This is a genomic window from Methylobacterium sp. FF17, assembly GCF_025813715.1.
In the GTDB taxonomy this organism is placed as follows: domain Bacteria; phylum Pseudomonadota; class Alphaproteobacteria; order Rhizobiales; family Beijerinckiaceae; genus Methylobacterium; species Methylobacterium flocculans.
Genome location: NZ_CP107532.1, coordinates 2,886,606 through 2,900,043 on the forward strand (window position 1 = coordinate 2,886,606; position 13,438 = coordinate 2,900,043).

A 13,438-nucleotide genomic window follows, 5' to 3' on the forward strand; every position below is an offset into this window, starting at 1 on the left:
GTCGGGTTGGGCGCGGCGTCGCGCCCGTCATGCCTGGGAAGGCCGACCGCGATAGACCATCCGGGCTGTCATCGCAAAGCCCGTCTCCCGGTTTGCGCCACCTCCGAGGCTCTGTTACGGCCGGCGCAACCGCGAAGCGAAGCCATATCGGACGAGGGCTGGGATGACGAAGTCGGGGCGACGGCCTCTGGTTGCCGGCAACTGGAAGATGAATGGCCTGCGTGGGTCGATCGCGGTGGTGGAGGCGGTACGCCACGGCCTGACGCCCGAACTGACCGCCTCGGCCGACGTCCTGATCTGTCCGCCTTCGACCCTCATCGCATCCTGCGTGGCGGCCGCCTACGGCTCGCCCATCGCGATCGGTGGTCAGAACCTGCACGCCAAGCCGAATGGCGCCTTTACCGGCAGCATCTCGGCGGAGATGCTCGCCGATCTCGGCGCGTCCTACGTCATCGTCGGACATTCCGAGCGCCGGGCCTACCACCACGAGACCGATGACGGCGTCCACGCCAAGGCGCTCGCCGCCCGTCGCGCCGGCCTTTGCGGCATCATCTGTGTCGGCGAGACCAAGGAGGAGCGCGAGGAGGGCCGCACCCTCGACATCGTGCGCGCCCAGCTCGCCATCGGTGTGCCGAAGGGCGCCACCGCCAAGGACACCGTCATCGCCTACGAGCCGGTCTGGGCCATCGGGACCGGGCTGACCCCGACTCCCGAGGACATCGCCGAGGTGCATGCCTCGTTGCGCGAGATGCTCGGCCAGCTCATCGGCGCCGAGGCGCAGGCGGTGCGCATCCTCTACGGTGGTTCGGTCAAGCCGAGCAACGCGCGCGAACTGATGGCCGTGGAGAACGTCGACGGCGCCCTCGTGGGGGGCGCCAGCCTCGTGGCCGACGATTTCCTCGGAATCGCCCGCGCCTACCTGCGCTGACCCGCCGCCCGACTGGTCGCGCGCCACGGGAGGGATCCGTCATGATCGGGCAACCGGACGCGGATCTCGCCTGGGCCGTCGAGGAGGCCTGCCTCAACGCCCGGCCCTCACCGGTCGCGATCAATCTCGGGGGCTGGCTCCTGCGTGCCTCCGGCGGTCCGACCCGCCGGACGAACTCCCTCAATCCCCTGCGTGGCCGGCGCGACGATCCCGCTGCGGTGATCGCGGCGGCCGAGGCGGTGTATCGCGATCTCGGACGTCCCCTGATCGTCCGGGTGCCCGATCTCGCCCCCGAGATGAACACGTACCTCGATCGCTTCGGCTTTCGCAGCGAGGGCGAGACCTGCACGCTGCTGGCCGACCTCGCCGACAGCAGCGGAGCCGAGCCGGAGGGCCTCGTGCTGTCCCGCGACCCGGACGAGGCCTGGTTCGCCGCGCAGGCCGCGTGTGAGGGGCCGGTTTCGAGCGAGGCCGCACGGACCTACCGCGCATCCCTGGCCTGCCTCATCCTGCCCCGCGTGTTCGCTCGGCTCGACCGGGAGGAGCAAGCCGTGGCCGTCGCCTACGGCGTCCTGCATCGCGGGCTCTTCGTCCTCGAATCGGTGGCGACGCACCCGGCGCATCGTCGGGCCGGGCACGCGATCACACTCCTGACCGCCCTGATGGACCGGGCCCAGCGGATGGGGGCAGAGGGCGCGTGCCTTCAGGTCGTGGCCGAGAACGGACCAGCCCGCGCGCTCTACGCGGCGCTCGGATTCACCCGGACTCTCCACGGCTACCGGTATCGCCGGCGTGACTGAGGGTCGGGGCCAGCGCGACCGGTGCCGAGTCATCGCCCGGTTGGCGCGTTCGGCCATCTGGTGTAAGGCCCCAGACTTACGTCGGCTCTGCCCGGATCCCTGCGGCCCGTGGCGCGCCCCTGACCGACCCGTCGTCTCCGAGCGTTCGGATCGGCGCGCATGGTGAAGATTCCGGATTTTCGATGCAGACCGTTCTGATCTCGATCCACCTCATCGTCGTCCTCGGCCTCATCGCCGTGGTGCTTCTGCAGCGCTCCGAGGGGGGGCTCGGACTGGGTGGCGGTGGAGGCGGCGGCGTCGCTGGCTTCATGACCGGGCGTGGCCAGGCAAATGCCCTGACGCGCGCGACCGCGATCCTGGCGGCGCTGTTTTTCACGACCAGTATGGCGTTGGCCATCCTGTCCCACCGGGGTGCGGCACCGCGCTCGATCCTGGAGGGGACTGCAACGGGCCAGCCGGCGACGCAGCCGAATGCCGGCAACCTGCTGGATACCCTGCGCAGCCAGGGCGGTGCCCAGCCGGGCACCCCGGCCGACGTTCCGACCACGCAGCCGGCTCAGCCGGCCGTTCCCCAGGCGCCGCAGTCGCGCTGAGCGCGTTGGTCACTACGTCCGGTTGACGGACCTGCGTCGATACGATCGGCGCGGGCCAAGCTGATCCGTCAGCATTGAAACGGCGCCCGAGGCTTCGGGCGCCGAACATCGTTTGAAGACACTTCACGGACTGCGTCCTCACCGCGCATGCGCCCGCATCGTGGTGGATAAGCGTTTTTGCCGTTTGGCGAATCACCCACCCTTGTTTATGGACCGAGGCCCATGACGCGGTACGTTTTCATCACCGGCGGCGTGGTTTCCTCGCTCGGCAAGGGTCTCGCATCGGCAGCACTCGCTGCCCTGCTTCAGGCTCGCGGCTACAAGGTCCGCCTGCGCAAGCTCGATCCCTACCTCAATGTGGATCCGGGCACGATGAGCCCGACGCAGCATGGCGAGGTCTTCGTCACCGACGACGGTGCCGAGACCGACCTCGATCTCGGCCACTACGAGCGCTTCACCGGGGTGCCGGCAACACGCGCGGACAACATCACGACGGGCCGGATCTACCTCGACATCATCACCAAGGAGCGGCGCGGAGATTACCTCGGCGCGACGATCCAGGTGATCCCGCACGTCACCAACGCGATCAAGGACTTCGTCCTCGAAGGTAACGACGCATTCGACTTCGTGCTCGTCGAGATCGGCGGCACGGTGGGCGATATCGAGGGACTTCCGTTCTTCGAAGCGATCCGCCAACTCGGCCAGGAACTGCCGCGCGGCGCAACGGCCTTCGTGCACCTGACGCTGCTGCCCTACATCCCATCAGCCGGGGAACTTAAGACCAAGCCGACCCAGCACTCGGTGAAAGAGCTGCGCTCGATCGGCATCCAGCCCGATATGCTGCTCTGCCGCTGCGACCGACCGATCCCCGCCGACGAGCGGCGCAAGCTCGGGTTGTTCTGCAACGTGCGCGAGACCGCCGTCATCGAGGCCCGCGACGTGGAGTCCATCTACGACGTACCGCTCTCCTACCGCGAAGCCGGGCTCGACCGCGAGGTCCTGGCGCATTTCGAGATCAGTTCCGAGGGCGAACCGGACCTGTCGCGCTGGCGCACGATCTCGGAGCGGGTAAAGAACCCGGAGGGCGAGGTCTCCATCGCCATCGTGGGCAAGTACACGGGGCTCAAGGACGCCTACAAGTCGCTTACGGAAGCACTGACCCATGGCGGCATCGCCAACCGGGTCAAGGTAAACCTCGAATGGATCGAGGCCGAGGTCTTCGAGCGGGAGGACCCAGCGCCGTTCCTCGAAGGCATTCACGGCATCCTGGTGCCCGGTGGCTTCGGCCAGCGCGGCGCCGAGGGCAAGATCCGTGCGGCGCGCTACGCCCGCGAGCGCAGCATCCCGTATTTCGGCATCTGCTTCGGCATGCAGATGGCGGTCATCGAGGCGGCACGCTCCCTTGCCGGTGTCGCGAATGCGAATTCCACGGAGTTCGGCGAAACGGCGGAACCCGTCGTCGGTCTTCTCACGGAATGGCTCAAAGGCAACGAACTGGAGCGACGCGCGGCGGCCGGTGACCTCGGCGGCACCATGCGGCTGGGCGCCTATCAGGCTGCCTTGCGTCCCGAATCGAAGATCGCCGAGATCTACGGGACCACCGACATCTCTGAGCGTCACCGCCACCGCTACGAAGTCAACATGGCCTATCGAGAATGCCTGGAGGCCAAGGGTCTGCGCTTCTCCGGCCTTTCGCCGGACGGCCTCCTGCCGGAGACCGTGGAGCATGTCGGCCACCCGTGGTTCATCGGCGTGCAGTTCCATCCGGAGCTTAAGTCGCGCCCGTTCGAGCCGCATCCCCTGTTCGAGAGCTTCATCGGCGCCGCCATGGTGCAGAGCCGTCTGGTCTGACGCTGCGCCCGGTCCGGTCGCAGAACCCAGCTATCGGGTAGCCGGGTTCTGCATCGGTGGCGGGATCACCGTCGTCAGCACATCGGTCACGCCGCCTGTGCGACGAGCCCGGAGTAGCCCGCGACCGCGTCCTGCCGCGCGGAGCGCGTGCCGAACAGAAGTGCCTGAAGAACCGAGGGGGTATGCACCCGGCCCTCGGCATCGACGATCCGGACCTCCGCCATGCCCGCAACCAGCAGCGACAGGCTCTGATCGAGTGCGCTCAGCATGGAATGATGCTGGAACGAGAACTGACGAGCGGAGACGCGCGCGCGGACGGTGAAGCTCACGGGGGAAAGTCCTGATGTGTCGGGTCCGCGACCGGTCGATCCGGCCGTTGAATCCGATGAAAATTGGGATGTGCGCCGCAAGGTCTGCAGAGCCGTCGCGAGCGAGTTGTCGCTATGGGACAATCATGGCTTCGGGTTGACGAAGCATGCGCCAAATCGGGCCGCCGCACGGAAAAATCAGGCCTTTCCGTGGGCAGGGGCCGAAATCGCCTGCGCGGCAGCGACCACCGCCTCCGGATGCTGATGATGCAGCATGTGCCCGGTCCGACGAAGGGTCTGGAAGACCGCATCCGGAATCTGCAGGGACGCCAGGGCGCCATGTCGGGGCGTGCTCACGACGATATCGGAATCACCCCCCAGGATCCGCACAGGAACACGGCAGGTCTGGTAGGTCAGTGCGCTCCGCGTCAGACCGGCCGTAAGGCCCATCGCGTCTTCGCCTTCGGCCACGAGTTGCGCCGCCTGTGCGGCGAGCCCGAACGGATAATGTGCGGCAAAGGCCGCTGGCATCACGGAGGGGAGGAACATCGCATTCCAGAGGAGCGGGAGCAGTGCCGGATCGGCTGAGCGTTCCAGTGCCCCCGACAGAGCCCTGCCGCCCGGAGCGGCCCTCGGTCCGAAGATCAGGTGTTCGAGGCGCGGCTCTGGATAGCAGATCGGTGCCAGGGCGACCGTGCCCGCGATCTCATCCGCAAACTGCAGGGCGTAGGCAAGGGCGACCGCTCCTCCGAAGGAATGTCCCAGGATCACCGGTCGCTCGAGCCCAAGGGCCCGAACGCCCTCCCGGATCAGCGCGGCCTGGCGCCAGGAATGGGCGTCGGCCGCCCCTTTCCTCCGGCTGAAGCCGTGTCCCGGCCGGTCCACCGCAATCACCCGGAAATGCCGGGCAAGGTATGGGACCGGCCCAAGCCAAAGATCCTCCAGGGACATCAGCGTGCCGTGGATCGCGACCAACGGTGGACCGCTGCCCATCTCGGCATAGGCGAGTGTCCGGCCTCCGGAGAGTTCGATCACCGTACGCGGAACCATACGGGCAGTAACGGCTGACGAGATCGGGCCGGTCGGGCTGACGGTGGCCTGCGGCCGCATCAGAGCGGTTTCCGGCGGCGCAGGCTCTGGCGCGCCACGAAGGCGGTCGCCGCGAGCCCGAGGCCGATCCGGGCCGCCGTCGCGACCGGGTGCAGCGAGGCACGCGTGTAGGTGCTGGTTCGGCGGACGTAGCCCGGCTGGTCGCCGTGGGCCTCGCCGTCCTGACCGGGCGCGTGGAGGGCACCCTTCGGATCGCGCGGCGATTCGTTGCGCTTCTGAAAGGCGATGATCGCGGGCGCCAGGAGGTCGTAGGCGCCGGGCGAGAACTCCTTCAGGCTGGTCAGCGCCTTGCCACCGCCGCCGACGACGATGTCGCGCTCCGGATGCACGGCGGCATGCAGAATTGCATGTGCCACCTCCTCCGGCTGGTAGACCGGCGGCGGGAGCTTCGGCTCGTGGTCCATGTAATTCCGCGCCCGGTGCGGCAGGGGCGTGTCGATGGAGTTCGGCTTGATCAGCGTCACCGAAATCGGGGCGCCCTCGTGCACCAGTTCCATGCGCAGGGCGTCGGTGAAGCCCTTGATGGCGTGCTTGCTGGCGCAGTACATGCCCTGGAACGGGAAGGCGAGGTCGCTGCCCACGCTGCCGATGTTGATGATGGCTCCACCGCGCCCGCGCAGGTGTTCGGCTGCGATCAGCGAGCCGTAGACCGTGCCCCATAGGTTGGTCTGAAGCAGGCGCTCGTGGTCTTCGTCGCTGACGACGCGCAAGGGGCCATAGATGGTCAGGCCAGCGACGTTGACCCAGGTGTCGAAGCCGCCGAAGGCCGACACCGCCCGGTCGGCGATCGCCTGGACATCCGCGCGCTTTCCGACGTCGGCCGTCACCGCCAGCGCCTGCCCGCCATCGGCCTCGATCTCCCGCGCGATGCGCGCGAGGGTCTCGCCGCTGCGTGCCGCCAGAACGACGCGGGCGCCTTCCCGCGCGGCCATGCGCGCCGTCGCGAGACCGATACCGCTGGACGCGCCCGTAATGACGATGACCTGATCGCGCAGCTTCTTGCGACGTTGCATCTCGTGAACTCCCCTTTTGGCACCGGTGCGGACGATCACGGTCCGCCTTTCAGGAGGAGTTACGTCCGGGACACGCATCGGTTCGCTGCGCGCGTGATCTGCGCGGTTATCACGCGCGTCCCGGCGAGCCGGTTCGCCGGTGTGAACCCGCGATGGTGCTGGCAATAGGCGGCGGGATGCCTACCTTGCTGCCTGTGACCGAGATCCTGTTCTACCACCTCCAGCAGCAGCCCCTCGAGAAGGTGCTCCCGAACCTCTTGGAGCGCTCGCTCGAGCGTCAATGGCGCGCGGCGATCCAGGCGGCCAGCGAGGAGCGGCTCCAGGCCCTCGACGACCAGCTCTGGACCTACAGCGACGACAGCTTCCTGCCCCACGGTACGGATCGTGATACCGATGCGGCAAGCCAGCCTGTGGTGCTGACGCTGAAGGATACCAACCCGAACGCGGCGTCGATCCGCTTCCTCGTGGAGGGTGCCGATCTCCCGCCGGATGCCGAAGGATATGCACGGATCTGCGTGCTGTTCGACGGAACCGACCAGGACGCGCTCCTGCGGGCCCGCGAGCAGTGGCGGGAGGCCAAAGCCGCCGGCCACACGATCGCCTACTGGCAGCAGGACGAGGACGGCCGTTGGCAGAAGAAGGCCTGAGGCTCCTGCCGACCTCACGAACAATGCCGAGAGGAAACGCCATGAGACGCTTCGCCATCGGCCTCGCGGCCCTCCTGTTTGCGGGAGCGCCCCTCCAGGCGCAGCCGAGCCCCCAGCCCGAGGCGAGACGGGCCGCCGAGCCGCGCGGCCTGGAAGGGCGCAAGCTCCCCGCCGACTCGGTCACCGAACACAGCATCACCCTGCCGGACGGCCGGACCCTCGCCTTCACCGCCCGCGCCGGGAGCCTGCCCCTCGTGGACGAGGCCGGAAAGCTTCAGGCCGAAATCGCCTTCATCGCCTACACGGTCGCCGGTCGGGCCGATGCGCCCCGCCCTGTGACTTTCGCGCTCAACGGTGGCCCCGGCGCGGCTTCGGCCTACCTGAATATCGGCGCTATCGGACCCTGGCGCCTGCCCGTCGAGGGCACCAGCATCAGCCCGTCGGCTCCCATCGGTCTCGTGCCGAACGACGGCACCTGGCTCGACTTCACCGACCTCGTCTTCCTCGACCCCGTGGGGACGGGCTACAGCCGCGCCGCCGATGGCGACGCCAAGCGCTACTGGAGCGTCGACGCGGATGCCTCCGTGTTGTCCTCGGCCATCGCTCGTTGGCTGCGAAGCTACGATCGCGTCGCCTCGCCCAAGTTCTTTGTTGGCGAGAGCTATGGCGGCTTCCGAGGCCCGCTGATCGCCGCCAAGCTGCAGGAGGAGATCGGCATCGGCCTCTCAGGCATGGTCCTGCTCTCTCCGGTCCTCGACTTCGCCTGGCTCCAGGCGCCGCGCACGACGCCGTGGGGGCACGTCATCAAGCTACCCTCCTTCGCGGCCGCCGCCGTCGAGCGCGCCGGGGGCACGCCCACGCGCCAGACGATGGCCGAGGCGGAGGCCTACGCCACGGGGCCCTACCTGGCCGATCTCCTGAAAGGACCGGCCGATGAGGCCGCCGTCGCGCGTTTGGGTGACCGGATCGGGGCGCTCGCGGGGCTCGACCCCGGTTTCGTGCGCCGCCAGGCCGGGCGTCTTTCCGGCCAGAGCGTCCAGCGCGAGATCGGTCGCGGGACCGGCCGCGTCGCCAGCGCCTACGACACCGGCGTCACGGGTTGGGATCCCGATCCGAATGCCGTGACGTCCGGTTTCGAAGATCCCCTGCTTACCGGACTCCAGGCGCCGCTGACCAGCGCGATGCTCGCGCTTTATGCCGAGAAACTGAACTACCGGGTGCCGGACCTGCGCTACGAACTCCTCAACGGCCAGGTGAACCGCGGCTGGTCGTGGGGCGGCGGACGCATGGCGCCGGAGGCACTCGGGGCGCTACGTGGCGTGCTGGCTCTGGACGGCAACATGCGTGTTCTTGTGGCGCATGGCTTCACGGATCTGGTGACGCCGTACTTCGCCTCGAAGCTCCTGATCGACCAGATGCCGGCCTTCGGCGGCGGGCGCCTGGATCTCGCCGTGTACCCCGGCGGTCACATGTTCTATTCCCGGCCCGATTCCCGTGCCGCCTTCCATCGCGATGCGGCCGCCCTCTACGCGGCGGCCCTGGCTGCGCGGGGACAGACACAGCGCTGAGGACGAACCGTGATCGCCTTTGAAACCCTGCGTGGCCTCGCTCTGGCCAGCTGTGCGGCCTTCGGTGTTTCAGCCTGTACGAGCAGAGAGGCACCTCCGCCCGCACCGGTCGTTTCCGCACCGGCCGCGCCGCCGCCGGCTCCAACCTTCGCCGGTCCGGTCCTGAATGCGGATGGTACCTGCACGGCGGCCGCTCCGGGTGGCGCCGCAGCCATCGCGCTCGGGATCGGCGAATGCGACCTCGTCCGCCTCAAAGGAAAGCCGCCCACCGATGTGCTGGTCGGCGAGGGGCGGTCCGGCCGGGAGGTGCAGGTGCTCTACAACGAGCCCGGCGCCAAGGAGCTGTACTTCTTCGTCAACAACCGCCTCGACCGGATCGTGAAGTAGGCTCACGCCTCAGCGTTCCGTCAGCTTCATCTCGATCCGGCGGTTGCGGGCATAGGCATCCTCGGTCGTCCCGGCCTCGATCGGCTGGAACTCGCCGAAGGCGGCAGCGAGCAGGTGCTGCGGAGGAATGCCCTTCGCGGTCATGGCTTGGACCACCGCGATGGCGCGCGCGGCCGAGAGCGCCCAGTTCGACGGGAATTGCGAACTGGCGATGGGGCGCGCATCCGTGTGGCCATCGATGCGCAGTACCCAGGGGATGTCGGCTGGGATCTGCCTGGCCAGGTCCAGGATGGCCCCGGCGATGCGGTCGAGTTCCGGCCCGGCCTCGGGCTTCAGGCTGGCGGAGCCCCCCGGGAACAGCACCTCGGACTGGAGGACGAAGCGGTCGCCGACGATGCGAATATCCGGCCGGTTGCCGAGAATCTGCCGGAGGCGCCCGAAGAAGTCCGAGCGGTAGCGCGCCAGTTCCTGCACCTTTTGAGCGAGCGCCACGTTGAGGCGGCTACCAAGATCCGCGATCCGGGCCTGGCTTTCGCGGTCACGGTTCTCCGAGGCCGCCAGGGCATCCTCCAGAGCGGCGAGTTGCCGACGCATCGCGGCGATCTGTTCGTTCAGGAGGTCGATCTGCGAGGCGGCACGCGCCGTGTTCGCCCGCTCTGCGGCCAGTTGCCGGTCGACCTCGCCCTGGCGTCCCGGGGCGCCCTGCGCAGCCTCGGCCTGGGCCTTCAGGCGATCCCGGTCGGCCTGTGCGCCGAGCAGTGTATTGCGCAGAGAAGCGGCCTGATCTTCCTGTGTCTTGCGGGTGGAGCGCTCCAGGGCGAGCAGATCCGTGAGGTCGGCGATCTGTCGGTTGAGCCGGGTCAGAACCGAATCCCGTCCGCTGATCTCCTGCGAAAGGAAGAACTGCCCCACCACGAAGATGGTGAGCAGGAACACCACGGCCAGCAGCAGCGTCGCCAGTGCGTCGACGTAGCCCGGCCAGACGTTCAGGCTCCGGTCGCGGCGGAAGCGCGCGGAGGCCATCTCAGCTCCGCTCGCGGCCGAGGCGCTCGAGCACCTGCTTCAGTTCGCGCTCGCGGTTCGCCTGCGCTTCGACCCAGTCGCGGATCATCTGCTGTTCGGCTCGCATGTGCTGGACGAGGCCTTGAATACCCTCCGCGAGGTTGGTCATCGCCTGAGTGGCGACGCGGCCATTGGCACCCTCGGCCACGACGGCGGTCAGACGGTCCACTGCGTCCTTCAACTCGCGGGCGCTGGCTGGATCGTGCGCGCCAGAGGGCTTTGCCACAGCCGCGACCGGTACCCCCGTCGCCGGGTGGTCGCCGGAAAGCAGCCAATCCTCCAGCTCGTTGTGGAAGCGGGCATGGGCCTGGCCCGCCTGCAGGTCGAGGAAACCGACGATCAGCGAACTGCCGAGGCCGAACAGGGAGGCGGAGAAGGCAAGCCCAATGCCCGAGAGCGGCACCGCGAGACCGTTCTTCAACTCGTCGAACATCGCCGCCGCCTCACCGCCGCCGCGCATGGTGCGGATGACCGAGCCCACCGCGCTCAAGGTATCGATGAGACCCCAGAACGTGCCGAGGAGGCCGAGGAGGATGAGGAGGCCCGAGACGTAGCGCAGGATCTCACGACCCTCGTCGAGGCGCGCGGCGGCCGTGTCGAGGAAGGCGCGGCTCGTGGGCAGGGTCAGCCCGCCGTGACGGGCCGCGATGGCGGGGACGAGGGGGGCTACGAGCAGCGGCGGCTTGCTCGGGCTCTCGCCGGCCGCCACGGCATTGACGTAGGCGGCCTCGCGGTAGAGCCGGATCACCTGACCGAAGGCCAGCAGCACTGCGATGAGCAGCACGCCGAGGATCAGCCCGTTGAGTCCTGGATTGGCGAGGAAGGCCGGTGTGATCTGCCGGAACAGCACGAAGGCGAGGAAGCCGACGAGGATCAGGAAAACCAGCATCCGAAAGAGGTAGATGCCGGGTTTGGCGAGTGTCGCGGGTGCGGGTGGGGTCGCCATCGGCTCGGGCACACTCTCGACGCAAGGGGGGCGCACGCGGGGCGCGGACGCCGAGGCGGATGTGCGGGCACATTGGAGGCAGGCTCGACATCGATCAAGCCATGGGCGCGCTTAAGCCTGTGGGAGCACCGGCCGAACCTCACCTTGATCCGAGCCAAGCTGGCTAGTCCCAGTCGCGCGGCCAAGTCTCCTCGAGGTGAGGGCCGAGGCGGACCGCGGCGACGCTGCGAGCGAGCCCGGTCGCGTCGTCGGTCTCGACGGCGATGCCGCACAAAGTGCCTTCCCCTTGCGCCGCTTCGAGCCGCGCACCGGGGGTCTTCTGCAGGAAGCGGCGCAGGGGCTCGTCCTTCTGCATGCCGAGGATCGAATCGTAGTCGCCGCACATGCCCGCATCCGACAGGTAGGCGGTTCCTCCGGGCAGGATGCGGTGGTCGGCCGTGGGCGTATGCGTATGGGTGCCGACCACGAGGCTGACGCGGCCATCGAGGAAATGCCCGAAGGCCTGCTTCTCGCTCGTGGCTTCGGCATGCACGTCGACGATGACGGCATCCGCGACTGCGCCGAGGGGGCAGGCCGCCACTTCGCGCTCCGCCGAGGCGAATGGATCGTCCAGGGCATCCATGTAGATGCGGCCCATCACATTGAGGACGAGGACGCGCGCGCCCTTCTGCGTCTCCACCACGGTGGCGCCCCGGCCGGGCGTGCCGGGCGGGTAATTGGCCGGGCGAACCAGCCGGGTCTGACGCTGGATGAAGACGAGCGCCTCGCGCTGGTCGAACGAGTGGTTCCCGAGCGTCACCGCATCGGCCCCAGCCTGCAGGAGTTCGTCGCAGATTGATTCAGTCAGCCCGAACCCACCGGCGGCGTTCTCGCCGTTGATGACCACGCAATCGAGGCGCCAGCGGTCACGCAGGGCCGGGAGGCGGTCCGAGATCACGTGGCGGCCGGGCCGGCCGACCACGTCGCCGAGGAAGAGGAGTCGCATCGGTGAACGGTCAGGTCCGCGTCAGCGGGACGGGGCCCGCTTCGGTGATGAGATGGTCGAGGGGTTGGTCATGGGGCTCGGCCGGGACGCGCTCCACGGCCTGGACCGAGAAGGCGACGCCGATGGTGAGGACCGGGCCATTCCGGGATAGGCGTTCGATCGCCTGATCGTAGTAACCGCGACCGTAGCCGATGCGGTGCCCGCGCCGGTCATAGGCGGCGAGCGGCACGATCAGCGCCGCCGGATCGACGGGGGGCAGGTCATCGTGCGGTTCGCTCAGCCCGAAGCGGCCGGCGACCAAGGTTTCGCCGTCCCGCCATTCCCGGAAGACGAGGCCGTCGGGGGTCACCTTCGGCAGGGCGACCCGCTGGCCACGCGCGAAGAGCAGGCGGGCGAGGGGGCGTGGATCGACCTCGCTGCGGATCGGCCAGAAGGCACCGACGATCATCGCTTCGGCCAGGGGCGCGATCGCGATGACGTCCTTAGCGATTCTGAGTGAGCCGGCGCTTCTCACCTCTGCCGAAAGCTCGTCGCGCCGGGCCAGGGCCTCGCTGCGCAACGCCGCTTTCACGGCGGAAATCGGCGGGTCGCTATCGGAAGAGGGTGAGTGCGGAGCCACGTGAGCCGTTGGAGTGTCGATCCCGGGAAACCTACAGTGTAGGTGGGCGCCGTGTTGGCCAAGTCCAGGGACAAGGCCAGGGACAGCTCCCTGGGGAGTCGATAAGGCCCCGGGGAAAAGTTATCCTGACGGACCCGGCAGCCCCGCCATTCCTATGTAGCGTTGCTCCTCCGCGCGCGCCAGAGGGGCGGACACGAAACCTGTTGGGCCACGCCGACTGTTTGATAGGGGGCTGAGCGAAGTGCCTCTGCGCTCAACCCGCCGAGATCGTGTGCGCGAGGCGTTCCATCCGGTCGGCGCACCGGTTCAGGCCCTCGGCGAGGCGCGCGTCCTCGCCCGCCCGCGTGGCGTCGGCGGCGTCCACTACCGCACGGAGGGCGGCCGCTTCCTTTTCCAGGGCGGCGAGGCGGGTCTGCGCCTCCTGCAATTCGTCGGCCTGCATCAGGGCTGCCATCACATGCAGGCGCATGTCGCCGATCTCGCCGAACGCGCGGCGCATCTCGGTGACGCGCGCGTCGAGCCCGGTGGCCAGCCCCGTGAGGTGGTCTTCCTCGCCCTCGGCGCAGGCCATGCGGTAATTCTTGCCGTCAATGGTGACGTTGATCTGAGGCATCGCGTGTC

General features: G+C 68.5%; 15 protein-coding genes and 1 other RNA gene. 7 read left to right on the forward strand and 9 right to left on the reverse strand.

The window, feature by feature from the left end; all coding sequences use genetic code 11:
* The first annotated feature begins 163 nt into the window (after positions 1–163).
* The 4 genes from tpiA to OF380_RS13570 all read left to right on the forward strand — a co-directional run bounded on the left by tpiA (position 164) and on the right by OF380_RS13570 (position 4,172).
* Positions 164–928: a triose-phosphate isomerase gene (gene tpiA, locus OF380_RS13555; RefSeq protein WP_264044888.1), complete on the forward strand. Its 765-nt coding sequence runs from the start codon at positions 164–166 to the stop codon at positions 926–928.
* 41 nt (positions 929–969) lie between these two features.
* On the forward strand, positions 970–1,728 hold the full coding sequence (locus OF380_RS13560) for a GNAT family N-acetyltransferase (protein ID WP_264044890.1): 759 nt from the start codon (positions 970–972) through the stop codon (positions 1,726–1,728).
* A gap of 182 nt (positions 1,729–1,910) precedes the next feature.
* A complete protein-coding gene (gene secG, locus OF380_RS13565) occupies positions 1,911–2,321 on the forward strand; it encodes a preprotein translocase subunit SecG (RefSeq protein ID WP_264044892.1) in 411 nt (136 codons plus the stop codon).
* 222 nt (positions 2,322–2,543) lie between these two features.
* Positions 2,544–4,172 (forward strand): CTP synthase, encoded by a 1,629-nt coding sequence (locus OF380_RS13570; RefSeq protein WP_264044894.1) that lies wholly within the window; start codon positions 2,544–2,546, stop codon positions 4,170–4,172.
* 86 nt (positions 4,173–4,258) lie between these two features.
* Here the strand turns inward: OF380_RS13570 and OF380_RS13575 are convergent, their stop codons facing one another.
* The 3 genes from OF380_RS13575 to OF380_RS13585 form a co-directional block, all read right to left on the reverse strand.
* Positions 4,259–4,501: a hypothetical protein gene (locus OF380_RS13575; protein WP_264044896.1), complete on the reverse strand. Its 243-nt coding sequence runs from the start codon at positions 4,499–4,501 to the stop codon at positions 4,259–4,261.
* A 177-nt stretch (positions 4,502–4,678) separates the two neighbouring features.
* Positions 4,679–5,590 (reverse strand): alpha/beta fold hydrolase, encoded by a 912-nt coding sequence (locus OF380_RS13580; RefSeq protein ID WP_264044897.1) that lies wholly within the window; start codon positions 5,588–5,590, stop codon positions 4,679–4,681.
* A complete protein-coding gene (locus OF380_RS13585) occupies positions 5,590–6,603 on the reverse strand; it encodes an SDR family oxidoreductase (RefSeq protein ID WP_264044899.1) in 1,014 nt (337 codons plus the stop codon). Before OF380_RS13585 ends, OF380_RS13580 begins: the two co-directional genes overlap by 1 nt.
* Positions 6,604–6,797: 194 nt before the next feature.
* Here OF380_RS13585 and OF380_RS13590 point away from each other — a divergent pair, with 194 nt between their 5' ends.
* Genes OF380_RS13590 through OF380_RS13600 form a run of 3 tightly spaced genes read left to right on the forward strand, consistent with a single transcriptional unit; the run spans position 6,798 to position 9,205 of the window.
* A complete protein-coding gene (locus tag OF380_RS13590; RefSeq protein WP_264051320.1) occupies positions 6,798–7,250 on the forward strand; it encodes a DNA polymerase III subunit chi in 453 nt (150 codons plus the stop codon).
* 41 nt (positions 7,251–7,291) lie between these two features.
* Positions 7,292–8,818 (forward strand): S10 family peptidase, encoded by a 1,527-nt coding sequence (locus OF380_RS13595; protein ID WP_264044901.1) that lies wholly within the window; start codon positions 7,292–7,294, stop codon positions 8,816–8,818.
* Between the two features lie 42 nt (positions 8,819–8,860).
* Positions 8,861–9,205, forward strand: coding sequence for a hypothetical protein (locus tag OF380_RS13600; protein WP_404810614.1), 345 nt, complete (start codon positions 8,861–8,863; stop codon positions 9,203–9,205).
* A 9-nt stretch (positions 9,206–9,214) separates the two neighbouring features.
* On the opposite strand, the gene OF380_RS13605 is transcribed toward OF380_RS13600, so the two are convergent.
* The 6 genes from OF380_RS13605 to OF380_RS13630 all read right to left on the reverse strand — a co-directional run bounded on the left by OF380_RS13605 (position 9,215) and on the right by OF380_RS13630 (position 13,430).
* Positions 9,215–10,228, reverse strand: coding sequence for a peptidoglycan -binding protein (locus OF380_RS13605; protein WP_264044905.1), 1,014 nt, complete (start codon positions 10,226–10,228; stop codon positions 9,215–9,217).
* Between the two features lies 1 nt (position 10,229).
* On the reverse strand, positions 10,230–11,213 hold the full coding sequence (locus OF380_RS13610; RefSeq protein WP_264044907.1) for a MotA/TolQ/ExbB proton channel family protein: 984 nt from the start codon (positions 11,211–11,213) through the stop codon (positions 10,230–10,232).
* A 163-nt stretch (positions 11,214–11,376) separates the two neighbouring features.
* Positions 11,377–12,198 (reverse strand): TIGR00282 family metallophosphoesterase, encoded by an 822-nt coding sequence (locus tag OF380_RS13615; RefSeq protein WP_264044909.1) that lies wholly within the window; start codon positions 12,196–12,198, stop codon positions 11,377–11,379.
* Between the two features lie 10 nt (positions 12,199–12,208).
* On the reverse strand, positions 12,209–12,817 hold the full coding sequence (locus OF380_RS13620; protein ID WP_264044911.1) for a 5-formyltetrahydrofolate cyclo-ligase: 609 nt from the start codon (positions 12,815–12,817) through the stop codon (positions 12,209–12,211).
* Positions 12,807–12,964: non-coding RNA, 6S RNA (gene ssrS, locus OF380_RS13625), on the reverse strand. The genes OF380_RS13620 and ssrS overlap by 11 nt, the downstream gene beginning before the upstream one ends.
* A 106-nt stretch (positions 12,965–13,070) precedes the next feature.
* On the reverse strand, positions 13,071–13,430 hold the full coding sequence (locus OF380_RS13630) for a cell division protein ZapA (protein ID WP_264044912.1): 360 nt from the start codon (positions 13,428–13,430) through the stop codon (positions 13,071–13,073).
* Positions 13,431–13,438: the final 8 nt, after the last annotated feature.